The 26,215-nt window shown below is 62.8% G+C and carries 19 protein-coding genes; 3 read left to right on the top strand and 16 right to left on the bottom strand.

Going from position 1 to position 26,215, the window contains the following annotated elements; translation table 11 throughout:
* Positions 1-106 precede the first annotated feature (106 nt).
* The 10 genes from B0G81_RS31895 to B0G81_RS31845 all read right to left on the bottom strand — a co-directional run bounded on the left by B0G81_RS31895 (position 107) and on the right by B0G81_RS31845 (position 15,111).
* Positions 107-682 carry a cupin domain-containing protein gene (locus tag B0G81_RS31895; RefSeq protein WP_012432476.1) on the bottom strand — a complete coding sequence of 192 codons (576 nt, stop codon included), beginning with the start codon at positions 680-682 and terminating at the stop codon, positions 107-109.
* 298 nt (positions 683-980) lie between these two features.
* Positions 981-2,165 (bottom strand): tetratricopeptide repeat protein, encoded by a 1,185-nt coding sequence (locus B0G81_RS31890; protein ID WP_134140922.1) that lies wholly within the window; start codon positions 2,163-2,165, stop codon positions 981-983.
* Positions 2,166-2,174: 9 nt separating this feature from the next.
* On the bottom strand, positions 2,175-2,603 hold the full coding sequence (locus tag B0G81_RS31885; RefSeq protein WP_011487696.1) for a biopolymer transporter ExbD: 429 nt from the start codon (positions 2,601-2,603) through the stop codon (positions 2,175-2,177).
* A gap of 24 nt (positions 2,604-2,627) precedes the next feature.
* Positions 2,628-3,050 carry a biopolymer transporter ExbD gene (locus tag B0G81_RS31880; protein WP_012432473.1) on the bottom strand — a complete coding sequence of 141 codons (423 nt, stop codon included), beginning with the start codon at positions 3,048-3,050 and terminating at the stop codon, positions 2,628-2,630.
* Between the two features lie 12 nt (positions 3,051-3,062).
* Positions 3,063-3,968: a MotA/TolQ/ExbB proton channel family protein gene (locus B0G81_RS31875; RefSeq protein WP_116116482.1), complete on the bottom strand. Its 906-nt coding sequence runs from the start codon at positions 3,966-3,968 to the stop codon at positions 3,063-3,065.
* 76 nt (positions 3,969-4,044) lie between these two features.
* Positions 4,045-4,710, bottom strand: coding sequence for an energy transducer TonB (locus B0G81_RS31870; protein ID WP_134143267.1), 666 nt, complete (start codon positions 4,708-4,710; stop codon positions 4,045-4,047).
* A gap of 1,039 nt (positions 4,711-5,749) precedes the next feature.
* Positions 5,750-11,686, bottom strand: a complete 5,937-nt coding sequence (gene uvrA / locus B0G81_RS31865) for an excinuclease ABC subunit UvrA (RefSeq protein ID WP_134140920.1) — start codon at positions 11,684-11,686, stop codon at positions 5,750-5,752.
* Positions 11,687-11,951: 265 nt separating this feature from the next.
* Positions 11,952-13,508 (bottom strand): amino acid racemase, encoded by a 1,557-nt coding sequence (locus tag B0G81_RS31860; RefSeq protein ID WP_134140918.1) that lies wholly within the window; start codon positions 13,506-13,508, stop codon positions 11,952-11,954.
* Between the two features lie 235 nt (positions 13,509-13,743).
* Positions 13,744-14,061 carry a single-stranded DNA-binding protein gene (locus B0G81_RS31850; protein ID WP_106285001.1) on the bottom strand — a complete coding sequence of 106 codons (318 nt, stop codon included), beginning with the start codon at positions 14,059-14,061 and terminating at the stop codon, positions 13,744-13,746.
* Positions 14,062-14,187: 126 nt separating this feature from the next.
* Complete coding sequence (locus B0G81_RS31845; RefSeq protein WP_134140916.1) at positions 14,188-15,111, bottom strand: LysR family transcriptional regulator; 924 nt, start codon at positions 15,109-15,111, stop codon at positions 14,188-14,190.
* A 229-nt stretch (positions 15,112-15,340) separates the two neighbouring features.
* Here B0G81_RS31845 and B0G81_RS31840 point away from each other — a divergent pair, with 229 nt between their 5' ends.
* Positions 15,341-16,408, top strand: a complete 1,068-nt coding sequence (locus B0G81_RS31840) for a glutathione S-transferase family protein (RefSeq protein ID WP_243856662.1) — start codon at positions 15,341-15,343, stop codon at positions 16,406-16,408.
* Here the strand turns inward: B0G81_RS31840 and B0G81_RS31835 are convergent.
* Complete coding sequence (locus B0G81_RS31835; protein ID WP_134140915.1) at positions 16,321-17,232, bottom strand: LysR family transcriptional regulator; 912 nt, start codon at positions 17,230-17,232, stop codon at positions 16,321-16,323. The genes B0G81_RS31840 and B0G81_RS31835 overlap by 88 nt on opposite strands.
* Positions 17,233-17,394: 162 nt before the next feature.
* On the opposite strand from B0G81_RS31835, the gene B0G81_RS31830 reads away from it, so the two are divergent.
* Entirely contained in the window at positions 17,395-18,138 is a 744-nt protein-coding gene (locus B0G81_RS31830; protein WP_134140913.1) for an SDR family oxidoreductase, read from the top strand.
* Positions 18,139-18,399: 261 nt separating this feature from the next.
* Here B0G81_RS31830 and B0G81_RS31820 read toward each other — a convergent pair whose 3' ends face one another.
* The 3 genes from B0G81_RS31820 to B0G81_RS31810 form a co-directional block, all read right to left on the bottom strand.
* Complete coding sequence (locus B0G81_RS31820; protein ID WP_134140911.1) at positions 18,400-19,425, bottom strand: aldo/keto reductase; 1,026 nt, start codon at positions 19,423-19,425, stop codon at positions 18,400-18,402.
* 109 nt (positions 19,426-19,534) lie between these two features.
* Entirely contained in the window at positions 19,535-21,259 is a 1,725-nt protein-coding gene (locus B0G81_RS31815; protein ID WP_134140909.1) for a tetratricopeptide repeat-containing glycosyltransferase family protein, read from the bottom strand.
* A gap of 169 nt (positions 21,260-21,428) precedes the next feature.
* The gene (locus tag B0G81_RS31810) at positions 21,429-21,998 is read right to left on the bottom strand and encodes a DUF4142 domain-containing protein (protein WP_116116467.1); all 570 of its coding nucleotides are present in this window, start codon (positions 21,996-21,998) and stop codon (positions 21,429-21,431) included.
* A 412-nt stretch (positions 21,999-22,410) separates the two neighbouring features.
* On the opposite strand from B0G81_RS31810, the gene B0G81_RS31805 reads away from it, so the two are divergent.
* Positions 22,411-23,388 carry a chemotaxis protein gene (locus B0G81_RS31805; protein WP_134140907.1) on the top strand — a complete coding sequence of 326 codons (978 nt, stop codon included), beginning with the start codon at positions 22,411-22,413 and terminating at the stop codon, positions 23,386-23,388.
* Between the two features lie 112 nt (positions 23,389-23,500).
* Here B0G81_RS31805 and B0G81_RS31800 read toward each other — a convergent pair whose 3' ends face one another.
* The gene (locus tag B0G81_RS31800; protein ID WP_134140905.1) at positions 23,501-24,697 is read right to left on the bottom strand and encodes an IS4 family transposase; all 1,197 of its coding nucleotides are present in this window, start codon (positions 24,695-24,697) and stop codon (positions 23,501-23,503) included.
* A gap of 339 nt (positions 24,698-25,036) precedes the next feature.
* Entirely contained in the window at positions 25,037-26,128 is a 1,092-nt protein-coding gene (locus B0G81_RS31790; protein ID WP_134140903.1) for an asparaginase, read from the bottom strand.
* Positions 26,129-26,215 lie beyond the last annotated feature (87 nt).

Genomic DNA, 26,215 nt, shown 5'->3' with positions numbered 1-26,215 from the left:
GTGGGCTCCGCCATGCGTCGGTCCGGCTTCCCAAATCGCGGGCACACACTTAAGTAATGCTTACAAATATCGAGTGACTGCTTTTTCTAAAGCGCGGCCTGTGGCACTAAAACAATCTCGGCGTCCCGACCCACACGACCACCGCTTCTTCACGCGCGGTATTGGACCAGGAGTGCGGCACCGTAGACTCGTAATGCGCGGTGTCGCCTGCCTGCAATACGAACGTTGTGCCTTCCAGCGTGAGCGAGATCTGACCGCTCATCACATACAAGAATTCTTCACCGGCATGCGTTGTGACTTCCGACGGGTTCTGTCCCACCGGCATCCTGACGAGGATCACTTCCAGCTTGCCGCCGACCGACAGGTTCGTCAGCCTTCCAAACAGATTGGCGGTTCCGTCAAATCCGAAGTACTTCAACTCGCTTCCTCTGCGCACCGACTTGTCTTCGGTCGGCGTGTCGACGAAGTACTGCACCGTGACACCCAAAGCTCGCGCAATACCGACTAGCGAGGTAATCGAAGGTGTTGCATGACCCCGTTCCACCTGCGACAAAAAGGGCTTGGAAATACCCGCGGTCGTTGCCACTTCATCCAGCGTGCGACTGAGCCGTTGGCGCAGCGCGCGGATTTTGCTTCCTATAGAGATTGCAACATGTGCCTTGTTATTGAGTGGCAAGACCATAGCAAGACAGAATCCCGTAGTCAAAAATAGTTTGATATATGCAAATTATGTTTCGTCGAGCGCAACGTTCTCCCTAAAACGTCCCTGATAACCCTGCTGACGGTCCGCCATGGATAACCGCATCAATTTGTTATCCAGAAGACTTTGCCCGCTCCCAACAATCCTTTTGATAGTTGCGGCTGCAACCACACATCGACATCGAAGACGAGCCCACGTTAATTGGAACGCGCGCACTCCCTCGCGTCCGCCGTGAGGGGACGCGCCTCATCTGAGAGAACCTGAAGGGAGCGGAATGCTCTTATTTCGACGCCACCAGAACCCACAAACGTGCGAGGTCGGCTGAACCATCGGTGCCTTTCACCGCACGGAAGGTTTGCACCGCGCGAGCCTTGTCGCCCGCGATGTAGTACGCCTCGCCGAGATGCAGCTGCGCCTGGTCCGGATGGTCGAGTCCACCCTTGGCGATCGCGGCATCCATCGCCGCCAGACCCTGCTTCGCCTGCCCCGCGAAAACCTGGTTGAAACCCATGTCGACGGGGGCAACGGGATTTGCCGGATCGGCGGGCGCTTGCGCGCGTTTGGCCGCGAGCGCCTGCAGACGTTTTTCGCGCTCCGCTTGCGCGTCACGTCCCAGAATGCCCGACGCAAAGCCCTGATCGATAATCTGCTTGCCTTCCGCCGTGGTGCCCGCCACGATCGCCAACTGGGTCATTTCCATATAGTCGTCGGCGGTCGAGAGCGATCCGGTAGCGCGGCGCAGGCGATACGTGTCGATATCGAGCTTCGACGAATAGCCCGGCTTGTTGCGAATCGCCGAGAACAGATCGTCCCAGTAAGACTGCTTCGGATGATAGGCAACCAGCTTCTCGAGCGTGCTGCGGTACGTGGCATCGTCCTTCACGCGTTGCGCACACGTGCCGAGCAATTGCAGTTGCGATTCGTCGGGCGCGTGACCCGCATGCACCTGTGCATCGATGCCGGGCTTGAGCAGGCTCACCACGCTCGCGCAATCGTTCGACAGGTAGTAGGACTGAACCAGCAGCGTGCGCATGTCCGGATCGCTGCCGCCGGTCTTCAGATAGCGCTGCGCGACTTTCGCCGCCTGCGCATAGTTCTTCTGCTGGAAGTAGATGCCCGCCAATGCCGCCGACGTGCGCTGTTCGTCCGCGCCGCTCAGCTTGCCGGAACTCAGCAACGTTTCGTAGGCCTGAGAAGCCACGCCGGTTTCACCCGCCGCCGCCGCGGCCGCGCCACGCATCTGCTCGATCATGGTGCTTTCGTACGGCGTCTTGCCGGGCACGGCCGCCGCCTGATCGATCTTTGTCAGCGCGTCCTTGAACTTGTGCGCGCGATACAGATCCTGCGCGGCATTCAGCGGCTTCGCCACGTCCGGCCGCAAGGTGTCAGCGGCATGAGCGGCGAGCGGCAGCGCGAGAGCGGCCGCGATGACGGCGCGCTTGAAGCGGTGGTGAATCGTTTGCATTGCCCTTCCCTATTGCATGTACTGCTCATTGCCGATCAGGCCGATCTTGGTCGCGCCGAGCCGTTGCGCGGACGCCATGACTTCCGCGACATCTTTGTACGGCACCAGCTTATTCGGCCGCAGATGGATCTCGGCTTGAACCGGTTCGGCGGCCACTTGCGCGAGTCTGGATTCGAGCGCCGCGCGATTCGGCACGGGCTGGCCGTTCCAGGTCGTGGTGCCGTCGAAGTCGATATCGATCTGCACCACTTCAGGCTGCGTAATCGGCGGCGGTGGATTGCCGACCGGCAGATTCATCTTGATGGCGTGCGTCTGAATCGGGATCGTGATGATCAGCATGATCAGCAACACCAGCATCACGTCGATTAGCGGCGTGGTGTTGATGTCGACCATCACATCCGGTTCGCTGCCGCCGCCCGACGATACGTTCATTCCCATTTTTGGCTCCTTTCGGGCTCAAAATCAGCCACCGCGTGCGGGCGGCTCAGTGATAAACGAAACCTTGGCGATACCGGCGCGCTCGCACTCGGTGATGACCCGGCCGATAAACTCATAACGCGCGCTCTGGTCGCCGCGAACGTGCACTTCCGGCTGCGGTGTCATGACCGACACGGTCTTCAAACGCGCCAGCAGCGTCGGGGCATCGACCTGCTTCTCGTTCCAGAAGAAGTCGCCGTCACGATTCACCGCGATGACGATACTCTTTGGCGTGGTCTGCAGCGGCTGAATCGTCTCCTTCGGCAATTGCACCGGCACCGTATGCGTCACGACCGGAATCGTGATCAGAAAGATGATCAGCAGAACCAGCATCACGTCGACGAGCGGCGTGGTGTTGATACTGGAGATGACCTCGTCGTTGTCGTCCTGCCCAACGCTCATTGCCATGACGGACTCCGCTTATTGAACCAGCGACGCTTCGCGAGCCGTAGCACGCGCCGGGCGACGGCTGCCGGCCAGCAACACGGTATGCAGTTGTGCGCCGAATGCACGGACACGCTCCATCACCGACTTGTTGCGACGAACCAGGAAGTTGTAGCCGAGCACCGCGGGCACTGCCACCGCAAGACCGATCGCCGTCATGATCAGCGCCTCGCCCACCGGACCCGCGACCTTGTCGATCGACGCCTGGCCGGCAATGCCGATGGCCGTCAGTGCGTGATAGATCCCCCACACCGTACCGAACAGGCCGACGAACGGCGCCGTCGAACCCACCGTGCCGAGAAACGCCAAACCGTCTTGCAGCCGGTTCGACACATTGGTGATCGCACGCTCGACCGAGGTATCGATCCACGTGTTGCGGTCCACGGCCTCAAGCAGTGCTTCTTCGTGATGCTCGCCCGCTTCGATAGCCGTTTCGGCGATGAAGCGGAACGGCGATGTTTCGTCGAGCAGCTTTGCGCCTTCCACCAGCGACGGCGCGGTCCACAACTGCTCGTCCGCGCTCTTCGCGCGGCGGTTCGCGCGGAACTGTTCGACGAACTTGGTGATCATGATGTACCAGCTGCCCATCGACATGAGCACCAGCAGAATCAGCACGAAGCGGGCGACGAAGTCGCCGTTATTCCAGAGGGCGCTGAGCCCATAAGGGTTGCTGACCGTTTCAGACGTAGCCGGTGCCGGCGGCGGCACTGCTTCGTCGGCGGCCGCGCTGGCGGTTTGCGGCGCGGCGGTGGCCGGTGCCGCGGCAGCCGACGCCGCGGCGTCGCTGGCCTGCGCGTGGGCCATCTGCGGTGCAACGAAATCCACCGTGGTCACGGCGATCAACATGCTTGCCGCCAGTGCGGCGAGAGTACGCTTCTTCATGCCTGCTCCAAGTTCATTAGTACAACTTCTAAACTAAGACTGATAAATCGCTACCGGTACCGAACAGCCTGTGAATTCAGTTCAGGTTAAACGAGAACGGAACTTGCACACGGACAGCCTGGCCTTGGGAAACGCACGTGAACTGCTTGACTGCGTTGAATGCGGCACGATCCAGTGAGGAGTCGTCCGAGGATTTGGCAACGCGTTCATTCGTAATATGGCCCTGCGGGTCGACGACGAATTCAACAACAACATCACCCGTCACGTTGTTTTCCTGCGCTTCCTTCGGGTAGCGGATCGACGAACGGATCTGATCCGAGTTCGGACACACCACTCCGACTTCGGTGCTCACAGGCTTCGTCGGCGCGGGCGGCGCCGGCGGTGCGGGTGGCGCCACCGCGGGCGCCGAGACGACCGGTGCGGCCTGATGCGTAATAGTCGGCTGCTGCGGCGGCGTCTGCACCTGCACTTCCGGCGGCGGCACGAATGGCGGCGGCGGCGCGAACTTCGGCGGCGGCAACTGCACCGTGGGCAATGGCGGCGGAGGCGGCGGCTTCACCGGTTCGATGATTTTCGTTTCGATCGGATGCTGAATGACCTGCACGACCTTGGTGGCGAGGCCGTTGATCAGCGCATAAATCAGCACGATGTGCAGAAGCAGAACAACTGCGATGCCGCCAAAGCGGCGTACTGGGTTTTGCTGCTTGCGCCCAAACTCGCGCGGGCGCCCTGGCCTCTCCATACGGGCCGCTGCTGCCGGAAAATGCCCTTCGACTTTCGTACCCACCTTTACTCCTCCGGCGTGAACCGTCCATTTCTGTAACTGCAGTGCGCTTACCTGCCGCAAACAGCATTCACTTCAACCATCTGGCAACCAGTGGTCTTTGATTCGGAGTCCAAAACGGACGTGACACTGCCCGGCTCCGATCCGACGACACGGACGCCTCTCTGGAAGACGGTGGCCGTGCGTCATGCGAGCCGAATAACCGATCTAAGTAGAACTACTAATAGATTAAATTTGAGCCGTTCGCTTCTGCCTTGCATGAACGCTGGAGAGAACCTGATCTCTATAACTCGTAGCGCCTGGAACTTTTTGCGCAAACGTCACACGCGTTTCATGGGAGGCAACAATAGCAGGACAAAAAATGTACGGTCAAACTTTTTTTGATGACGGCATACTTAGTTTAGAGAGGTAACTCTAACTCATGCCAAATTCGCGCCGCTTTAAAAGAATAAGCGTTTGTGGAGCAGATAAGCATTCGGATGTTTCTGCCCGACAATTGGGAATTTACTGCACTTCCGGCGTGCATCGATGCACGAAAAACTACCGGACGAACGTCTAAACCGGAATGCGGAGGTCCCAGTGGGCAGGCGTTTAGACGCCCTCGCAGCGTGACTTGCGTGGATCGTGGGCAGGACGTTGTCGTGGTAATCCGGCGCGGGGGTATGACCGCCGCCGACGGCGAGACGATAGCAGAAGGGAAGAAACCTTTAAAAATATTTTTAGCGGTATTTACGACACTCTTTATACGCATCCCAATTACACGCTGAATTGAATTACAAAACAATTCCAATAAATTACATTAAGCCGACAAAGCGAAGGATGGCGGGGACAAGCGAGGTCGGCGCGACGTGAACGTGACAAGCCGAGCAATTCCGCGCGGACCGAATGGCCTCGCCAGAGTGACATGAATCACGCCTCGGCGAACTCCCGCGGGTTCAACAAACAAATAAACGAGCAGGCAGGAGCGGCGCGCCCTCGATCGCGCCGCTCTGCTGCATTAGCCGTTCGTGCCCTCTCCCGCCGCGACAGTGTTGTTGTCGCGCGATGATCGCGCGAGAACCGGCCGCAACGCGGCGCCCGTGTGACTCGCCGCAATGCGCGACAAGCCTTCGGGATCCGTAGCAGCGACGATCGACCCGCCGCCTACGCCGCCTTCCGGACCGAGGTCGATGATCCAGTCCGCCTCGGCGATCACATCCAGATCGTGCTCGATGACGACAACGCTATGGCCGCCGTCCGCGAGACGATGCAGCACGCTAATCAGCTTGGCGACGTCGGCCATATGCAGGCCCACGGTCGGTTCGTCCAGCACATACAAGGTATGCGGCGGCTTCTGCCCGCGCCGCGTGATGTCGTCGCGCACCTTGCTCAATTCGGTGACGAGCTTGATCCGTTGCGCCTCGCCGCCGGACAACGTGGGTGACGGTTGACCCAGCGTGAGATAGCCGAGCCCGACGTCTTTCATCAACTGCAATGGATGAGCAATGTTCGTGATGGGCGCAAAGAATTCGACGGCTTCGTCGATCTCCATGGTCAGTACGTCGCCGATATTCTTGCCGCGCCACGTGACCGCGAGCGTCTCCGGATTGAAGCGCTGCCCGTGACACACATCGCAAGGCACTTTCACGTCGGGCAGGAAGCTCATGCCGATGGTGCGCACGCCCTGCCCCTCGCAAGCCGGGCAACGGCCTTCGCCGGTATTGAACGAGAAACGCGAGGCCGTGTAGCCACGCGCGCGCGCTTCGAGCGTGCCGGCGAACAGCTTGCGGATCGCGTCCCACACGCCGATGTAGGTGGCCGGACACGAACGCGGCGTCTTGCCGATCGGCGTTTGATCGACCTCGAGTACCCGGTCGATGGTTTCCCAGCCCGTGATCGAATCGCAGCCCTGCCATGCATGCGTTACGTTCAAGGGCGCGCGCGGCGCCGTGCGCGCCAGCACGCTGGAGCGCCGGTTCGTTGCCGGTTTTTCTTCGGCCGCGGCGCGCGCGCGCCGCGTGGCCGGCGATGACAACACCGAACGCCCCACGGCATCCAGCAGATTGGTCATCAGCACGTCGCGTGCAAGCGTCGACTTGCCGGAGCCGCTGACGCCCGTGACCGCGACGAGTCGCGACAAAGGAATGCCGACCGTAACGTTGCGCAGGTTATGCAGCTTGCCACCATGCACGGTCAGCCAGTTCTCCGGCACCGCGGCCGCGCGCTTGCCCGGCGCGACCACTTCGCGACGCGGCTGCAGCGGATGCACGATCGGTTGTGCAAGAAACTGTCCGGTCAGCGAATCGGGCTGCGCCGACAGATCCGCCACACTGCCCTGCGCGACCAGCGTGCCGCCGCGTTTGCCCGCGCCCGGCCCAATGTCGATGATGTGATCGGCACGGCGGATCGTGTCCTCGTCGTGCTCGACGACCACCAGCGTATTGCCCTTGTCACCGAGCTTGCGCAACGCGTTCAGCAGAATCTGGTTGTCACGCGGATGCAGACCAATGGTCGGTTCGTCGAGCACATAGCAGACGCCTTGCAGGTTGCTGCCGAGCTGCGCGGCAAGCCGGATGCGCTGCGCTTCGCCGCCCGACAGGCTCGGCGCCGCACGATCGAGACTCAGATAGCCGAGCCCCACTTCTTCGAGAAACTGCAGACGGCTGCCGATTTCGCTCACCACGTCACGCGCGATTTCCGCATCGCGACCGGTCATTTCCAGCGTGTCGACCCAGGCGCGCGTGTCGGACACGGTCCATTGCGCGACATCGACAATCGCCTGCGCGCCGAACGTGACCGCGCGCGCGGTGGGGTTCAAACGCGTGCCGGCGCAATCCGGACACGGTTCGTCGACAAGCCCTTCGGGCTCCTGCTCTTCCGACGGCAGGCTTTGTTCGCGGCCACGATTGTCGTCGACGACGATCGTATCGTCGTACACCGCGCGTTGTTCGCGCGTGAGCGCGAGGCCCGTGCCGACGCAGGTCGTACACCAGCCATGCTTGCTGTTGTACGAGAACATGCGCGGATCGAGTTCCGGATAACTCGTGCCGCACGTCGGACACGCGCGCTTGGTGGACAGCACCTTCACCGCGCCGAGTTTCGCCGTGGCGCGGCCACCGCTGATCGCGTCGTGCAACCCGTCCAACGGCGCCAGCAGATGCATCACGCCCTTGCCGACTTCCAACGTCTGATCGAGCGCCCGACGCAGTTCGGTTTCATTGTCCGGCGACACGACGAGATCGGCCACCGGCAACTCGATCGTATGTTCGCGGAAACGGTCGAGCTTCGGCCACGGGTCCACCGGCACGAATTCGCCATCCACACGCAGATGAGTATTGCCGCGCGCTTTTGCCCACTTCGCCAGATCCGTGTAGACGCCCTTGCGATTCACGACCAGCGGCGCAAGGAAACCGACATGCTGCCCCTTGTGGTCGCGCAGCAACTGCGCCGCGATCGATTCGACGCTCTGCGACGTGACCGGCGTGCCGTCGTGAATGCAATGCTGCAGACCAAGCTTCACGTACAGCAGACGCAGGAAGTGCCACACCTCGGACGTGGTCGCCACGGTACTCTTGCGGCCGCCACGCGAGAGCCGCTGTTCGATCGCGACGGTCGGCGGAATGCCGTACACGGCGTCGACCTCGGGACGTCCCGCCGGCTGCACGATGGAGCGCGCGTAGGCGTTCAGCGATTCGAGGTAACGGCGCTGCCCTTCGTGGAACAGAATGTCGAAGGCGAGCGTGGACTTGCCCGAGCCGGACACGCCGGTAATCACGTTGAATTTGCCGTGCGGAATGTCCACGTCCAGCGATTTCAGATTGTGCTCGCGCGCGTTGACGATGCGCACCACGTCCTCGCCTTCGATCGCCCGGCGCGCGCGCGCGGCGCTCAGCGCCTTTTGCAGCGGAATGCCTTGCGACGCCGGTTCGGCCGCCGCGCCCATGGCGCGGTCGTATTGCAGCAGCGCTTCGCCGGTATGCGACTCCGGACATGTTTTGACGTCTTCCGGCGTGCCGGCGCACAGCACGCGCCCGCCGCCGTCGCCGCCTTCGGGACCGAGGTCGATCAACCAGTCGGCCGCGCGGATCACGTCGAGATTGTGTTCGATCACGATCAGCGAATGACCGCTTGCGAGCAGCTTGCCGAACGCCTGCATCAGCTTGGCGATGTCGTCGAAATGCAGGCCGGTGGTCGGTTCGTCGAACATGAACAAACGTTTCGCGACCGCTTGCTTCGCGCTGCGCGCGGTCCGCGCCTGCGCCGATTCCGCGAGAAAACCGGCGAGCTTGAGCCGCTGTGCTTCGCCGCCCGACAGCGTGGGCACCGGCTGGCCGAGCTTCACATATTCGAGGCCCACGTCGACGATCGGCTGCAGCACGCGCAATACTTCGGCGTCTTTAGCGAAGTACGAGGTGGCTTCGCTCACCGTCAACTCCAGCACGTCGGCAATGCTCAGCGCGCGCGCCGGTTCGTCACGTTCGATCTTCACTTCGAGCAGTTCAGCGCGATAACGGCGCCCGTCGCAATCGGGGCAACGCAGGTACACGTCGCTCAAAAACTGCATTTCGATATGTTCGAAACCCGAGCCGCCGCAGGTCGGGCAACGGCCTTCGCCCGAATTGAAACTGAACATGCCCGGGCCGTAGCCGCGCTGCTGTGCGAGCGGCGCCTTGGCGAACAGTTTGCGGATTTCGTCGAACGCGCCGACGTAACTCGCGGGATTCGAGCGCGCCGTCTTGCCGATCGGCGACTGGTCGACGAACACGACGTCGGTGACCTGATCGGCGCCGCTCAGGCTTCTGAACGCGCCGGGCGATTCCGTGGCGAGCCCGAAGTGCCGCGCCATGGCCGGATACAGCACGTCTTGCAGCAGCGTGGATTTACCGGAACCCGACACGCCCGTCACGCAGACGAGCCGCTCCAATGGAATCTCCACCGTCACATCGCTCAGATTGTGTTCGGTCGCGCCTTCGAGCACGATGCGCGGCGTGGTGGCATCCACCGGCCGCTGCGACCAATGCGCCGCGTCGGCCACATGCCGCCGGCCGCCGAGGTACTCGCCAGTGAGCGTGCCTGACGAACGGATCGCCTCGGGCACGCCGTCGTAAATGATCGAGCCGCCGCGCTCGCCCGGCCCCGGACCCATGTCGATCAGACGATCCGCCGCGAGCATCACCGAGGGATCGTGCTCGACCACCACCAGCGTATTGCCCGCATCGCGCAACCGGTGCATGGCCTCGACGATGCGGTTCAGATCGCGCGGATGCAGACCGATACTCGGTTCGTCGAGCACGAAGAGCGTCTTGGTGAGCGAGGTGCCGAGCGCCGTGGTCAGGTTGATCCGCTGCACCTCGCCGCCCGACAAGGTGCGGCTTTGCCGGTCGAGCGTCAGATAACCGAGGCCCACGTCGCACAGATATTTGAGGCGCGTGCGCACTTCGGCGAGCAGCAGTTTGAGTGCGTCGTCGAGCAAGGCGCTCGGCAAGCTGATTTCGTCGAAGAAGCGCCGGATGCGCTCGATCGGCATCAGCATCAGATCGTGCACGGTCAGACCCGGCAACGCTTCGAGTTGCCCGCGCGTCCAGTCGACGCCGCGCGGCAGGAAACGCTTGCCGGGCGGCAGCACCTCGTCCGCGTTCGCCTTGCTGCCGAGGCGCCACAACAGCGATTCCGTTTTCAGGCGCGCGCCGCCGCAGGTTTCGCACGGCGTATAGCTGCGGTACTTGGACAGCAGCACGCGAATATGCATCTTGTACGCTTTCGATTCGAGATACTCGAAAAAGCGTTTGACCCCGTACCAGTGGCTTTGCCATTTGCCGTTCCAGTCCGGCGAGCCGTTGATGACCCAGTCGCGCTCGGCGTCCGTCAACTCGCCCCACGGCGTGCCGCGACGGATATCGGCTTTCGCCGCGTAGCGCATCAGATCGTCCTGGCACTCCTTCCATGCGGGTGTTTGCATGGGCTTGATCGCGCCGTCGCGCAGCGTCTTGCGCGCGTCCGGAATCACCAGCCCGAGGTCGACGCCGATCACGCGCCCGAAGCCGCGGCAGACTTCACACGCGCCGTACGCCGAGTTGAACGAAAACAGCGCGGGCTGCGGGTCGGCGTAGCGCAGATCGCTTTCCGGACTGTGCAAGCCGGTGGAGAAACGCCAGATTTTCGGTTCGGCTTCCTGACTTTCCGGCCCTTCCGACGAAGCCGGCAGCACATAAATATTGACGCGCCCGCCGCCGCGCTTGAGCGAGGCCTCGATTGCCTCGACCACCCGCTGCTTGTCCACCGAACGAAGCCGGAAGCGGTCGGCCACCACGTCGAGCAGCTTGCGCTTGCCGGTAGGCGAATCGACTTCGCGCTGCGCCTGCACGCGCGTGTAGCCGCTGGCCGATAGCCATTGCTCGACTTCCTGCTCCGACGCGGATTCCGGCAACTCGACCGGGAACGTGACGACGAGTTTCGGTTCGTTCTCCGCCGTGCGTTCGAGCAACTCCGCGTAGATCGTTTCCGGCGTGTCGTGACGCACCTGATGAGCCGTCTTGCGGTCGAACAGTTCGGCGGCACGCGCGTAGAGCAGCTTCAGGTGATCGTTGAGCTCCGTCATGGTGCCGACGGTGGAACGCGAACTGCGCACCGGATTGGTCTGGTCGATCGCGATGGCCGGCGGCACGCCGTCGACACGGTCGACTTGCGGCCGGTCCATACGGTCGAGAAACTGCCGGGCGTAAGCGCTGAATGTTTCGACGTAGCGCCGTTGCCCTTCCGCATACAGCGTGTCGAACACGAGGCTCGACTTGCCGGAACCGGACGGGCCGGTGACGACCGTCATTTCGCCGGTTCGTACGTCGAGGTTGACGTTCTTGAGGTTGTGCTGGCGTGCGCCGCGAATCCTGATAGTGCCGTTTGTGCCGTGTTTGCCGTTAGATGCCAATTTTTCCGACCGTCTGAATGAGTGGACCACCTCTCACGGACGCCTCGCGACCGCGCAAGTTCGGTGCGGCCGGCCGGCGGAGACGCACGCCGGAGCCCTGCTCGCAACGGGATACTATACTGTATATTTATACAGTTTTCCACGACGCGGCAGGGCGGTGCCTGGGAGGCGCGTCAGGCGGTGGCCGGCGGCGAAAAACGCGCGCCGCTGAGCACGGCAGCAAGCGTTGTGCCGATCGGGACGAGAAGGGTTTAGAGCCGCTTGAAGCGGTGCGGGAGTGGGTGCCTCTGTCGCGCTAGGCTTTTGCAAGCCGGCGAGAGGTCGGCCCGAGCGCGTCGCGGTTGACGCCAAACGCTTTCCGCGCTGATCGGCCCACTGACAGCATCGTAGCTGCCGGCGTCGCATCCAGCGCACCGCTTTCCCCCAGCGCATACGCCACGCACCGTCTGGCGAGCACCTCGGTCGGATCGACCAGCCTGACGACCAGGCCACCCGCGCGCGCCAGCGTCGCATCGCGCAGCAACAGCGGCAACTCGGTACAGCCCAGCACGATCACCTGCACGCCTTGCGCAACCAGATCGTCGACGGCAGCGGCGAGATCGTCGCAACACTCGCCCGACGTGAAGCCCGCCTTCGCGCCTTTCGGCCCATAGACGGCATTCATCAGCCGCGCCTGCGCCGCCTCGCCGGGCGCAACCTGCACGAGCCCCCGCGCTTCAAGCGACCTTTCATAGACGCCGCTCGCTAGTGTCCCTGAAGTGGCGAGCACGCCGATTTCACGCAGCCCCGGAAAGTTCTCGTGCAGATAATCCACGGTACAGGTCAGCATATTCACAATCGGAATGCTGAGCGACGGCTGGATCCGCTCGACGAACGCATGCGCCGTATTGCACGGAATCGCGATGAGATCCGCGCCGCCGTCCTCGAGCGTCTTGCAGGCGGCATACAGTGCGAGCGTCGGGTCGTCCCCGTTACCGAGCAGCGCGGCCGTGCGATCCGGAATCTGCGGATTCTGCTCGACCATGATCTTGATGTGGTCCTGATCGCACGCGGCGGGCGTATTGCGCACCAGCTTGCCCAGAAAGTCGACCGTTGCCGCCGGCCCGACGCCGCCCAACACGCCCACCTTGAAGCGCCGCTCGTGCTGCGAAAACTGAGCTGCCGCGACATAGCGCGCGTAGACCAGATTGGCGTCGACGAGCGGCACGTCGAGTCGGCCGAGCGCGCGCGCGACCAGCGCGATTTCAGCGAGGCCCGGCAGAATGATTTCCGCGCCCTGTGCGATGAGGTCCGCGCACGCCGCGCGCAGCAACTCGACCGGGCCTCCATGGAGACGGCCGTTGCGGATGCCTTCATCGCCATAGACGGCGCTCGTCACGCAATCGACGCCCGCCTCGTTGCGTGGATGCAGCACGTCGAACCGCGTGGCGTCGAAATAACGCTCGAAAAGACCGTTATCGCGGATGACGTCCGAAGTCAGCACGCCGATCCGCCGCACCGACGGAAACGCGCGGAGCACGTGCGCCGACAGCGCCGTCATGATGTTGGCGACCGGCACGACGACGTTCGCCGAGAGTTCATCGATGAAGGTATGGCTCAGGAAACACGGCAGCACGATTGCCTCGACGCCGCGCTTTTCAAACGCGCGCATGGTGTCGAACACGTGAATCTTGAACTGGACGTTCGCCTCGCTCTGCGAGGCCGGCCCTTGCCAGGACCGCTGCTCGAGAATCAGATCGTAGGGCCGCGCCGCGCCTGGCCGGTCCCAGGCAGCGGTCAAGCGGCACAGAACATCGGCGCTGGCGAGCTGCGCCGCGCCCGTCACTACGCCAAGCGAACGATAGCGATTCATGATGAATTCCCCCGACGTTTTTTTTTGCCGCCCGCCTTGATGGTAGGCGGCTTTTGCGCGGTTGAGGATGACATTATGTGGGCGGACTATGACATGGGGTTAACCACGACCGACGAATTACCTCGTGTTCCCGATCTGATCATCGCGCAGTGCGCCGGAGCGGCGACGCGGAACCTGTGGCGGACCGCTTCGTCGAGTATCTGAGGGACGCCGGCGGCAAGCCGCCGGGCAGCGCTCATTCGTCCGCTTCGCGGCGGCCTTCGTAAGCCGTCAGCAGCTTGTGGGCGACCATGTCCACGGCCGGTTTGACGAGCCCGTTCTTGTCGGTCCAGACTTTCGGCGTCAAGGTGCCGCTCAGCGCGACGCTGTCCGCGTCGCTCAATGCGAGCAGCGCGGTTTGCACGTCGTCGTCGAAGGCGATTACGTTGACGAAAATCGTGTCGCCGTCGTTGGTGGCCGCGCGCACCTTGCAGGTCACGAAACGCCTGCCGTTCTGCCCCGTGCGAATCTGCGCCTCGCCGTACAACCGCCCGCCCACCAGTCCATCGATCATCGCCCTGCTCCTCTTGTTGCGTACCGTGCGGAAAGCAGAATCGCCCAGCACGGCGCGTATGATCCCACGAGAAGCGGCTGTGGCTGCATAAAAACGCCGCTCAGGCGCGAACCAACGGCGTGGGCGTCACGCGCCGATCGTCATATCGACGCCGCGCACAAGGCGCTTCGCCAGCCGCGGCTGGCGCAACTGTTCGAGCCACCACTGCAATGCGCGCCCTTCATGATCGCCGCGCCACGCAACGTACAGCACGTTCGGTTCGCGCGGATCGGCCGTGGCCTTTTCGATCAGTTCGCCCTGCTTCAATAGCGATGCGACGCGCTGACGCGGTAACCAGCCCACGCCCAGGCCGTCGCGCTGCGCCAGGATTTTTGCGCGCATTGACGGCACGGCCAGCGACGCCTGTCCGCCGATCAAACCGTAAGCACGCCCCGCCGTCGCACGCGATGAATCTGCCACCACCACCGCGCGATGTTCGAGGATTCGTTCGCGGCCGAGCGGTCCCTCGACGGCCGTTAACGGATGGCGCGGCGACACCGCGAACACCCATTCCATCACGCCGAGTTCGAACCAGCGCAGGCCGGGAATCGCCGGCGGCTCGTTGGTCGCGCCCACGATCAGATCCGCGCGGCCGTCGCGCAGCGCCTCCCAGGTGCCGCTCAATACTTCGTGCGTAAAGCGCAGCTTGACGCCGGAGTTCAGCGCATCGAATGTGCGCACCACCGGCATCAGCAGTTCGAATTCGATGATCTCGTCCGTGACGATCCAGAGACGGTCTTCCCAGCCGCTCGCAATCTGCTTCACGCGCTGCGTCATGCGCGACATGTCGAGCATCAGACGCGCGGCTTCATCCGCGAGAAGCTGGCCGGCGGGCGTGAGTTGCAAGCGGTAGCGACGCCGGTCGAACAGCAGCGCGTCGAAGCGCGTCTCCAGTTGCCGGGCGGCGTGCGAGACCGTGGACGGCGCCTTGCCGAGACGCGCCGCCGCGCGCGACAGGCTGCCGGTCTCGCGAATCGCGTCGAGCAAAGCCAGTTCGTCTTCCGACAACATGTTCCATTCCTTCGAACGAGTTCGACGAAACGATGGTACGGCAAAGCGTCGACGCCAGTCCACTATGGTGATATGACGGCAACGTCGGCGGCGAGCACAGTTCGCGTAAGCTTTCGGAAAAGCCGCACGAGCCGCCGACGCGTCACCGCAAACGCCGCCGGCGCCGCGTCTGGAACATTCATTGCGCACGGCCGTAGCATGCCGACGCGCACGCACAAGGAGCAGCGACATGGGACTTTTAGTGGACGGGAAATGGCAGGACCGCTGGTACGACACCCACTCGACCGGAGGCCGTTTCGTGCGCAAGGACGCGGCGTTCCGCAACTGGGTCACCGCCGACGGCTCGCCGGGTCCGAGCGGCAGCGGCGGCTTCGAAGCGCAAGCGGGACGCTACCACCTGTACGTGAGCCTCGCCTGCCCGTGGGCGCATCGCACCTTGATCATGCGGGCGCTCAAGGGCCTCGAAGCAATGATCGACGTCTCGGTCGTGCACTGGCTGATGCTGGAGAACGGCTGGACCTTCGCGGACGGCCCCGGCGTCGTGCCCGACAGCGTCAATCACGCAAAGCTGCTCCACCAGGTCTATACCGCTGCCGATCCTCACTACAGCGGCCGCGTCACGGTGCCGATCCTGTGGGACAAACAACGGGCCACGATCGTCAGCAACGAATCGTCGGAAATCATTCGCATGCTGAATTCGGCGTTCGACGGCATCGGCACGAAGCCCGGCGATTTTTATCCGGCGCCGTTGCGTCCGCAAATCGACGCGATCAATGCGCGCGTTTACGACACGCTGAACAATGGCGTCTACAAGGCCGGCTTTTCCACCACGCAGCAAGCCTACGAAGAAGCCGTTACGCCGCTGTTCGAAACGCTCGACTGGCTCGAAGCGCAACTCGCCACACAGCGCTATCTGACTGGCGCGCAGCTCACGGAAGCCGATATCCGGCTGTTCACGACACTGATCCGCTTCGACGCCGTGTATGTCGGCCACTTCAAGTGCAATCTGCGCCGCATCGCCGATTACCCGAATCTGTCCGCCTACACGCGCGACATCTACCAGTTGCCCGGCATTGCGCAGACCGTCGATTTCGCGCATATCAAACAGCATTATTACGAGAGCCATCGCGGCATCAACCCGACCGGCATCGTGCCGCTCGGCCCGGTTCAGGATTTCTCCGCGCCGCACGGCGGCCTAAGCGAGCGCGTTCACAGCGCGCCGCCCGACGTCGCCGCAGCCGCTTCGAAAATATCACGCAGCCACTGCGCGAACACCCTCACCCGCGACGACAACTGACGGTTCTGCGGATACAGCACGGACACCGGCATGGGCGGCGGCGGAAAGTCCGCAAGGATGATTTTTAGCCGCCCCGTCGCCAGTTCGGCCGCCACCCGGTATTGCGGCACCTGCACGATGCCGAGCCCGGCGAGCGCCGAGCCGGTATAGAGCTCGGTGCCGCTCACCGATACCGCCGACGGCAGGACCATCGCCACCTCGCGGCCCGCCACGCTGAATTCGAGCGGCACGGCCTTGCCGGTCGCACTCGACACGTAGTTGACCGCCCGATGCGTGGACAGCGCCGAGGGCTCGGCCGGCTCGCCAAACGCGGCGAGATACGCCGGACTCGCGACCGTCACTTGCGCCAGTTGCGCGACGCGGCGCCCCACCATCGACGAATCCTGCAGATTGCCCGCGCGCAACACGCAGTCCACGCCTTCCCGCACCAGATCGACGAGCCGGTCGTCTTCGCCGATGGTCAGTTCGATGCCCGGAAAGCGCGCGAGAAACGCCGGCAGCGCGGGCACCACGAAATGCCGCGCCAGCGTGCCCTGCAAATTCACCCGCAACAAACCCTTCGGCGCGAGGTTCGAAAACGAGCCCTCGGCCTCCTCCATGTCGGCAATGAGACGCACGCAGCGGCGGTAGTACGCCTCGCCGTCGTGCGTGAGACGCACCGTGCGCGTGGTGCGTTCGAGCAGCCGCGCGCCGAGCCGCTGCTCCATGCGCTTCATCAGGTTGGTGACGGTGGCGCGCGGGATCTGCAGATCATCCGAAGCGCGCGTGAAGCTTTGCCGCTCGGCGATCCGGATGAAAACCCGCATTTCCTCGAAACGATCCATGGTCGGTGCCTGTTGTTGCCTGCGTGTGACGTCAGTCGGGAGGTCGGCGCGGCCTATTGTTAAAGAAAATGGAATGGTGATACCCAGTCTAACCCGATTATCCAGGTGTCGAAAACGTCCATGATTCATCTCACCCACTCATCGGACTCAAGGAAGCGAATCGTGAACATGCTCAACAACGCTCGGGTCGCAATCGTCACCGGCGCATCGCGCGGCATCGGCGCAGCGGTTGCTCAACGTCTGGCCAAGGACGGTTTCGCCGTCGCGGTCAATTACGCATCCAGCTCGGCCGAAGCCGAGCAGCTCGTCGCCGAACTTACGGCGGCCGGCGCCAAAGCCATCGCGGTGAAAGCCGACGTATCGAACGCCGACGAGGTGCGCCGGCTGTTCGAACTCACTGAACAGCGGCTCGGCAAGGTGGACGTGCTGGTCAACAACGCGGGCGTGCTCAAGACCGTGCCGCTCGCCGACACCAGCGACGCGCTCTTCGACCAGACCTTCGACATCAACGTACGCGGCACCTTCAACACCTTGCGCGAAGCTGCGGCGCGCCTGAACAACGGCGGCCGCATCGTCAATTTTTCGAGCACCACGCTGGCGCTCAACATGCCGGGCTATGCGATCTACAACGCGACGAAGGCAGCCGTCGAGGCGTTCACGCATGTGTTCGCCAAGGAACTGCGCGGCCGCGGCATCACCGTCAATGCCGTGGCGCCGGGTCCGATCGCGACGTCGCTGTTTCTCGACGGCAAGACCGAAGAACAGATTCAGACCTTCGCGAAGATGCCGCCGCTGCAACGCCTCGGCCAGCCGGGCGACATCGCATCGGTGGTGGCGTTCCTCGCGGGTTCGGACGCGGGCTGGGTCAACGGCCAGATTCTGCGCGCCAACGGCGGCATTGCCTGACGCGCTCGATACGTTTTTTGTCTGGGGGCGGGCTCCGGCGAGCCGCCCCACTCTCATCGATCGGAGAAAAAAAATGCAGAAGCAGATCACCTTCGTGACGGGCGCCGCTACGGGTATCGGCAAACTCGGCGCATAGTCTCTCGCCGAAGCCGGACATATCGTCTACGCGACGATGCGCGAGTTCGCGAAAGCGCAGGGCATCCAGTTGCATCCGCTCGAACTCGGCATGTTCAGCCAGCCTGCCTTCGGGCGAAGGCCCGCTTACACCGCCTTCGGATTGCGCTCCACGAATCCTTCCTGATGCCAGTACGGATAAGCGGGACGCACGGCGCTCGCCTCGTCGAGCTTCGCCATCTGCTCGGGCGTCAGATTCCAACCCACCGCGCCGAGGTTCTGCCGCAACTGTTCCTCATTGCGCGCGCCGATCAGCACGGTCGACACTGTCGGCCGCTGCAGCAGCCAGTTCAGCGCGATCTGCGGCACGGTCTTGCCGGTTTCCGCCGCGATCTCATCGATCGCATCGAGCACGCGGAACAGATATTCGTCCGGCACCGGCGGTCCCATGCCGGCGGTTTTATGCAGGCGGCTCGAATCGGGCAGCGGCTGGCCACGCTTGATCTTGCCGGTGAGGCGCCCCCAGCCGAGCGGACTCCACACCACCGCGCCCACGCCTTGATCGACGCCGAGCGGCATCAACTCCCACTCGTAATCGCGGCCGACCAGCGAATAGTAGGTCTGATTCGCGACATAGCGCGGATAGCCGTAGCGATCCGCCACGTCCTGCGATTTCATCAGATGCCAGCCGGAAAAATTCGACACGCCGGTGTAGCGGATCTTGCCCGCGCGCACCAGATCGTCGAATGTGGACATGACTTCGGCGATCGGCGTTCTGGCGTCGAAGCCGTGCAACTGGAACAGATCGATGTAATCAGTCTGCAGACGCTTGAGCGCCGAGTCCACGGCCCGGATCAGATGGAAACGCGACGAGCCGACGCTGTTCGGGCCGTCGTCGAAACGGAAGGTCGCCTTGGTCGAGATGATCGCCTTGTCGCGCTTGCCCTTGAGCGCCTCGCCGAGCACCGACTCGGACGCGCCGGTCGAATAGATGTCCGCGGTGTCGAACATGGTGACGCCGGCATCGAAGCAGATGTCGAGCAGACGCCGCGCTTCGGCGACGTCAGTCGCGCCCCACGCCTGGAAGAACTCGCCCTTGCCGCCGAACGTGCCCGTGCCGAAACTCAGCACCGGCACCTTGAAACCGGACGCACCCAGATGTCTGTATTCCATTGATAACTCCCCATGGCTTAGCCGTCGATAAACGGACGTTCAGTCTACGCGCGTCAGAGCAATCGCGTCGGCCAGCGAGCAGGGATCGTGGCGGGTGCGAACGGGGTCTTTATCGTGAATGCGCCGCGCCCACTGCCCATGCGTTCAGCGCATCACGCGCGGCTTGCATCACGCTGTCCCAATCGCCGAGCGCCGGTTGCCGGAACAACCGGGCGCGCGGATACCAGGGCGTATCCGTGCGCTCCAGCATCCACCGCCAGCAGGTGTCGAAGCGGTTCAGAATCCAGACCGGTTTGTCGAGTGCGCCAGCCAGATGCGCGGTGGACGTGTCCACGGAAATCACCAGATCGAGGTTCGCCACCAATGCCGCGGTGTCCGCGAAGTCGTCGAGTTCTTCCGTGTAGTCGATCACATGTTCGCCCCGCGCGGCGCTGTCGAGTTGCCGCGCCGCCGGCCCTTTTTGCAGGCTGAAGAACTGCACGTTCGGCACGTCGAGAAGCGGCGTGAGTTGCGCGAAAGCGATCGAACGGCGCGCGTCGTTCTTGCGCAGTTCCGCGACATGCGGACGGTTTCCGCCCGCCCACACGAGTCCGACTTTGAGGCGCGCGTCTGCTTGGGCGTGAAGGCGGTCGCGCCATTGGCGAACCGTTTCGACGTCCGCGAAAAGATAGGGCGTTGCCGATGGAATGCTGTCGAGGCCGGTCCTGAATGCGAGCGGCAGACTCAGCAGCGGACAGTGACAATCGAACGACGGCAGTGTTTGGCCGGCTTCGATTAATTGGTCCACACCGTCGAGCGTGGCCATGAGACGCATCAACTCGCGCGGCACTTCGAGCACGACCTTCGCGCCGAGTTTCGACACTTGCGCGGCATAGCGGCAGAACTGCAGCGTGTCGCCGAGACCTTGCTCCGCGTGCAACAGAATCGTCTTGCCATCGATCGAAAAATCGCCCAGCCACAGCGGCTGCGCAAAACTGCGCCGGCTCGCCTTGATGCGGCTGCGCTCCCAGCGCCATTCATATTTCTGCCAGCCGGCTTCGAACTGTCCCATTTGCAGCAGGCACAGTGCTTCGTTCCAATGCGTTTCCGCAGCATCAGGATTCACGGCTAGTGCGCGTTCGTAACTCACGAGCGCGAGCGCGTGCTGGTTGAGATCGATCTGCGTGAGGCCGAGGTTGTTCCAGGCATCGGCGAATACCGGTGCCAACTCGAGCGCGCGACGGTAGCAGTGTTCCGCTTCCTCCGGCTGATTCAGGTCGCTGAACGCATTGCCGCGATTGCTCCACGCGTCGGGATAATTCGGTTGCAGCGCGAGCGCGTGATCGCAGCTTGCGAGCGCATCGGCGGGACGCCCTAGATCGCGCAGCACGCACGCGCGATTGTTCCAGGCCGGCGCGAAATCCGGCGTCAGTGCAATCGCACGATCGAAACTGCCGAGCGCATCGAGCGGACGATTCAGACCGGCTTGCGCGTTGCCGCGGTTATTCAGGGCGTCGGGGAATTGCGGCTGTAAAGCCAGTGCGCGATCGGCGCTCGCGAGGGCTTCGTCGAAACGCTGCAAGGCGTTCAACGCATAGGCGAGATTCGAATGAAGCGGCGCCTGTTTCGCGTTGATGGCAAGCGCTTTTCTGAGCAACTCGACGCCCTCTTGCAGGCGGCCCGCTTGCAGCGCCAACGCGCCGAGCAATTGCAGCGCGTCGAAATGACGGGGCTTGAGTTCGAGAATCTCGCGATAGAGTTCTTCGGCCTCGGCGAATGCGCCGTTCTGTTGAAGCGCGACGGCTTGCCGAAGCATATGGTCCAACTGTTGCGGCAAATTGGCGGGCTTGCTCATGCGGAGAGCTTCGATCGAATGCGCGTGAAAATCGTGAGAGCTTTCGGGTTGCGGGCACCGTGCAAGACCAGGCGCGCAGCGGACTCGAAAGAGCAAAGCCGATTATCGCCGAAAACCATGCATCCGGACGGCCGCGCGTCACGCCGCAACGTGACGCGCGTTCAACCGCTTACTGGGCGGTCGGCAGGTGCTTACGCTTGGCGAGATCCTGTGCCATGGCGTAGTGTTCCTGGATCGTCGGCAATGCCTTCTTCGCCGCATCCTTCAACTGCTCGTCGCGGCCCGACGCGATTTCCGCCTGGAATGCCGACAGCGCTTTCTGTTCGCCGGCGAGCGCGACCTGTTCGATATACGCCTTGTCGAAATCGGCGCCACGCAGATTGTTGATGCTCGCGAGCACGGCTGCGTCGGGATCGTTCTTCGGCACGTCGACGCCGCGTGGGCTCGCCGCACGCAGTGCGTCGGAGATTTTCGCGTTGTCAGTGGAGACGCGCTCCGCGAAGGCCTTGACGTCGCGGTCGGTAGAGCGCGAGGTCGCGATGCGCGCGGCGTCGCGTTGCGTCGCGACGGCCTTGGTGCCGTCCGCGATGAACGTCTGGTCGGCGGCATGCAGACGGCCGGCGTCTGCCGCGGCCGTTGCCGGTGCCGCCGGCGTTGTTTGAGCGTTGGCCGCGCCGGCGACGACGAGCAGTCCAGCCATGCAGGCGCTGGTGATAGTGGCGAGAGGCAAGCGGATCATACGTTCTCCTTGGGGTGGAAGCGAAACGACGACGATGCGTGTGCGTCCCAGGCGTCGGGCCGACTACGCGATTTCCTTGCAGTCAGCTTGCGGGCCGCTGACGGCGCCACGCTTTAATCGCTGTGAATTCTATGAGGCACGCCGCGCGGCATGTGATACGACGCTGTCGCTTCTGTAACGGCAGGTAACCTTCATATCAATGCCTTGACAGGCCTGTATTGCGGCCAACGTGTTCGTGTCGCCTCGCGTCCTCGATATCGGTTGCGTGTTAACCAGAGGATGTAAGGAAAACCGTGCGGAATCGCTGAACTTTCCGTCCGCCGCGCCGATAACAGAAAGGTAGGGCGCGCGCCAGGATCGAAGGACACGGTTGGATGGCGCATCACACGCACCGCAATCCTGGAGAGATTCGATGGCAGTAGAAAACCGCGCGAACGATGAACGCAGCAATCTGACGAGTTCCAACAAGTTCGAGTTGTTGCTGTACCGCCTGGGCTCGGTGCCCGGTAGCGACGCGCACGAACTTTATGGCATCAACGTCTTCAAGGTGCGGGAAATCTCGACGATGCCGACGGTTACGCCGATCGCCGGTTCGTCGCCGTTCGTGATGGGCGCGGTGGATATTCGCGGCCAGATCATTCCCGTAATCGACTTGCCGCGGCTGATGGGGTGTGAGCCCACGCGCGGGCTGAATATTTTGCTGGTGACGGAGTTTGCGCGATCGACCCAGGCGTTTGCGGTTGAAGAGGTCGACGATATTGTGCGGCTGGAGTGGAATCAGGTGTTGTCAGCCGAAGGTGCGGCGGGGGGCAATCTGGTTACCAGCATTGCGCGGATCGATGGGAATACCGGGGATTCACGCTTGGCGCAAGTGATCGATGTCGAGCAGGTTTTGCGGGATGTGTTTCCGTCACAGCATCCTAGTGTGGATCCGACTTCGGTTGGTGATGCGTTGGGGATTCCGCGCGGGGCGAAGATTCTTGCTGCGGATGATTCCGGGTTTGCCCGGAAGCTTATTGAGCAGGCTTTGAGTGCTATCGGCGCGGATTATGTGATGACCAAGACTGGAGAAGAGGCTTGGAATACTTTGCAGCAGGTTGCGCGTGAGGCGCAGGCTAATGGGACTCGTGTCAAGGATAGCATTGCGCTTGTTTTGACGGATCTTGAGATGCCTGAGATGGATGGGTTTATGCTCACGCGGCAGATCAAGGCTGATGAGCGGATGAGGGATATTCCAGTCATTATTCATTCTTCTCTTACTGGTGCTGCTAATGAGGCGCATGTGAAGAATGCTGGGGCTAATGGGTATGTGGCGAAGTTTGCTGCGGCGGAGTTGGCGGATGCTATTCGGAATGCGGTTGGGGTTGTGGGGTGTGGGGTTGCTGCTTGAGTGGGGTTTTTTGTCTGTTTTCCTAAGTTTTGTTGGCCTTTCCTTGAGTTCTTTGTGGTCTATTGGCGTTGCCCCTGTGCGGGGCAATGCTCTCAACTTAAGCTCCGCTGGATCATGCGAGTTTGTACGCGAGATGGAAGTGGGGCTTGGCTTTTCTGGGTGGTCTTGTATAGGAGCGTGAGGGCTGTATCCGGCATCGGGTCTGTTGGATCATTTCCAGCACACCGGCGAGGCCGTCCAGGCAGCGCTGGATGCGCAGAAGACACGCGCCGAGGATGGGCTTGAGTGCGCCCAGTGCATACACCCGGTTAGGACGGCTGGCATGTCTGTCGTCGTGCGGCGCATCGAGATCGCTGAGCAGGGTGAACAGGTTGTCGGCGAGGATTTTTGCGCCGAAGTCCTGCTGTAACGCCAGGTAATCGAGGCCTGTGACGGCTTCCAGCCGCAGCCGGTGCTTGAGTCGTTTGAACGCTTCCTCGACCCGCCAGCGCTGGTGATAGAGCGCGCCGAACGATGCCGCCGGATAACGCCCGCCATCGAGCAGCGAGGTCATCAGCACCCGCACGCGACCGCCCGGCGTGACGTCGCGGATCAGGCGAACAGTGGTGGGCGTACGCGCCAGTTCATAGTCGCGGGCATCCAGTTCGCTGGGCGCGTCCAGTGTCACCACACGCTCGGCTTTACCGCTGCGGGCAAAGGCGCTGACGCATTTCCAGTTACGCGCATCGACGCGCATGCAGAACGGGATTTCGCGCTGTGCGAGCGCCGCCACCATCGCGTTGCCGATATAGCCGCGATCGAGCAGCAGCAGGTCGGTATGCGGTTGCAGCACATCGAGGGCTTCGAACAGCATCTGCCGCTCGCCGCCGTCGGCGGGATGAAGTGCAGCGTGCAGGGTCAGTTCGGAACCCGGCAGGAATAGCGCAAACGCGTAGTGATCGGCGCGCAGTTCATGGCCGCGACGCGTGCCCACACGCAGGCGGCTGCCATCAGCGGCGACCAGCCTCAGGCCGTGCCAGCGCATCGAATCGATATGGGGTTGGGCCAGCGAGATCAGGCGGGCGCGGGCCAGCTCGAACAGTTCGGCAGACACGCCCCGTCGCGCCTTGCTGAAGGCCTGTGCGCTCACAGCGCGGGTGCGCCCGCCGCGGCTTCCCAGTGCGCCGAATAGCGCGTCAAGTTCGGCCTGCACACTGGCGCACATGCCCGACATCATCAGCGCGGCCATGCGCGGCAAGGTCAGTGTGCGATTGCGGGTAAAGGCGGTGGGAGAACGACGCACGCGATCGGCGAGCGCCGGATCGAACAGGAATTCGGAGAACTCAGCCAGAAGCCTTGAGGACGCTCGTATTTGAGTTCATATCGTTGATTTATCAGTGAGTTATGCGATCGAGTTTACCGGAGCCATGCCTCGTTTACAAGCCCTTCGAGGCTTAAGTTGAGAGCATTGCTGTGCGGGGCGGCACCTACTTTCTTTGCCTGCCGCAAAGAAAGTAGGCAAAGAAAGCGGCTTTACACCGCCAGCCCATAAGCGGGTCCCCCGCGCAGCCGCGGTAGTGGTGCATCTGGAATCTGTGCTCTCGCACATTCCGCCTCGGTGACAAGGGCGTCATTCTTCCGGCGGCGCTGCGCGCGCCGTTGCGGTCGTTCAGCGAGCGGCGGCGTTCGGTGCGCGGGTGAGTGCGATCGAGTATGTTATTCGGCTCGTTTGGATGCCCATTGTGTTCAACATCTTCGGGGCGTGGAACGCCGCGAGTTTCGCTCGTTGCTCCTGCGTTCCGATGTCTAGTAACGCGAGTACTTCCGCGGCTAGCGCGTACAGTATGCCGGCGTTACCATCCTCGACTTTTATCGCCAGGCCCAGCGCGCCTTGCGCGCCCGCCTTCTTTGTCTGCTCCGATGCACGGACGCCTATCGCGTAGCTGCCGTCCGCGCCGACCTTGCCGACCAGCGCGCCGTCGAAAGCTCGCATCAGCTGCGTGCAGAAACGGCCCTCGCCCGCTACCCATTCGGGATACGTTGTCATCGCGCGGTAGATTCGGGCGAGCGCCGTCGTGCGCGCTGTGACGGACCGTGCGTTCGACGATACGTCGTCTTGTGCGGCGGCCAGTTTTCCGAACAGGCGTGCGAGGCGATCGAGCGGAAAAGCCGGTGTTGGTAGATTGCAGCCGTCTGTCGCCCATTGCACCGCTTCGTCGGGTAAATCGCAGACGTCCGCGACCGTGTGTTTTACGCGCACCTGCATCGGGTGATCGGGCCGCTCATAACCCTCCATCGATGCGCCGATCGATTGCGCGCCGGCCAGCATGCCCGCGTGTTTGCCGGAGCAGTTGCTGCATACGCCGTCCGGCTTGAAGTCGCGTTTGAGCCAGTCGACGTAGACGGCGTCGGATAACGGCGGATGGCCGCCGCAGCGCAAATCGGCTTCGCTCGCCTGCGCCTTGGCCAGCATCTGCCGCGTGCGTTCGATGTGGCGCGCTTCGCTACTGTGCGAGGCGCACATCAGCGCAAGGTCGGCTTCGTCAAAACCGAAACGCTCCAGTGCGCCGGTCTCTAACACCGCCAACGCTTGCGCAGGCTTCGCCGCGGAACGCGCCAGCGTCACGCGTGACGGATCGCCGAATGACGCCAATACGCGGCCGCTCGCATCGACCACCGCGACGTGCGCCACATGTGTGTTCTCAACCGAAGCGCCACGGTAGACAGTCGCCGCAATCGGCCCGGTTTCGCGCGTGCTCATGCTGGTTCTCCTCGTCATCGATCGAATCACTGGGACTGCATTGAATCATGAATTACGCGGGCGATTCCACTTTCGTCGCGCGCGCGG

The organism is Paraburkholderia sp. BL6665CI2N2 (genome assembly GCF_004366535.1).
Lineage (GTDB): Bacteria > Pseudomonadota > Gammaproteobacteria > Burkholderiales > Burkholderiaceae > Paraburkholderia.
The sequence above is the reverse complement of the archived record's forward strand: the minus strand, read 5'-3'. Positions and strand labels throughout refer to the sequence as shown.

What these genes read in the sequence shown, in the direction of transcription:
- B0G81_RS31875 (WP_116116482.1), bottom strand. Translation starts at nt 3,968, where the DNA reads ATGAAGAAGCGTACTCTCGCCGCACTGGCGGCAAGCATGTTGATCGCC.
- B0G81_RS31870 (WP_134143267.1), bottom strand. Translation starts at nt 4,710, where the DNA reads ATGGAGAGGCCAGGGCGCCCGCGCGAGTTTGGGCGCAAGCAGCAAAAC.
- B0G81_RS31880 (WP_012432473.1), bottom strand. Translation starts at nt 3,050, where the DNA reads ATGGCAATGAGCGTTGGGCAGGACGACAACGACGAGGTCATCTCCAGT.
- B0G81_RS31890 (WP_134140922.1), bottom strand. Translation starts at nt 2,165, where the DNA reads ATGCAAACGATTCACCACCGCTTCAAGCGCGCCGTCATCGCGGCCGCT.
- B0G81_RS31860 (WP_134140918.1), bottom strand. Translation starts at nt 13,508, where the DNA reads ATGAATCGCTATCGTTCGCTTGGCGTAGTGACGGGCGCGGCGCAGCTC.
- B0G81_RS31820 (WP_134140911.1), bottom strand. Translation starts at nt 19,425, where the DNA reads ATGGAATACAGACATCTGGGTGCGTCCGGTTTCAAGGTGCCGGTGCTG.
- B0G81_RS31845 (WP_134140916.1), bottom strand. Translation starts at nt 15,111, where the DNA reads ATGTTGTCGGAAGACGAACTGGCTTTGCTCGACGCGATTCGCGAGACC.
- B0G81_RS31895 (WP_012432476.1), bottom strand. Translation starts at nt 682, where the DNA reads ATGGTCTTGCCACTCAATAACAAGGCACATGTTGCAATCTCTATAGGA.
- B0G81_RS31850 (WP_106285001.1), bottom strand. Translation starts at nt 14,061, where the DNA reads ATGATCGATGGACTGGTGGGCGGGCGGTTGTACGGCGAGGCGCAGATT.
- B0G81_RS31835 (WP_134140915.1), bottom strand. Translation starts at nt 17,232, where the DNA reads ATGGATCGTTTCGAGGAAATGCGGGTTTTCATCCGGATCGCCGAGCGG.
- B0G81_RS31840 (WP_243856662.1), top strand. Translation starts at nt 15,341, where the DNA reads ATGGGACTTTTAGTGGACGGGAAATGGCAGGACCGCTGGTACGACACC.
- B0G81_RS31810 (WP_116116467.1), bottom strand. Translation starts at nt 21,998, where the DNA reads ATGATCCGCTTGCCTCTCGCCACTATCACCAGCGCCTGCATGGCTGGA.
- B0G81_RS31805 (WP_134140907.1), top strand. Translation starts at nt 22,411, where the DNA reads ATGGCAGTAGAAAACCGCGCGAACGATGAACGCAGCAATCTGACGAGT.
- B0G81_RS31790 (WP_134140903.1), bottom strand. Translation starts at nt 26,128, where the DNA reads ATGAGCACGCGCGAAACCGGGCCGATTGCGGCGACTGTCTACCGTGGC.
- B0G81_RS31885 (WP_011487696.1), bottom strand. Translation starts at nt 2,603, where the DNA reads ATGGGAATGAACGTATCGTCGGGCGGCGGCAGCGAACCGGATGTGATG.
- B0G81_RS31815 (WP_134140909.1), bottom strand. Translation starts at nt 21,259, where the DNA reads ATGAGCAAGCCCGCCAATTTGCCGCAACAGTTGGACCATATGCTTCGG.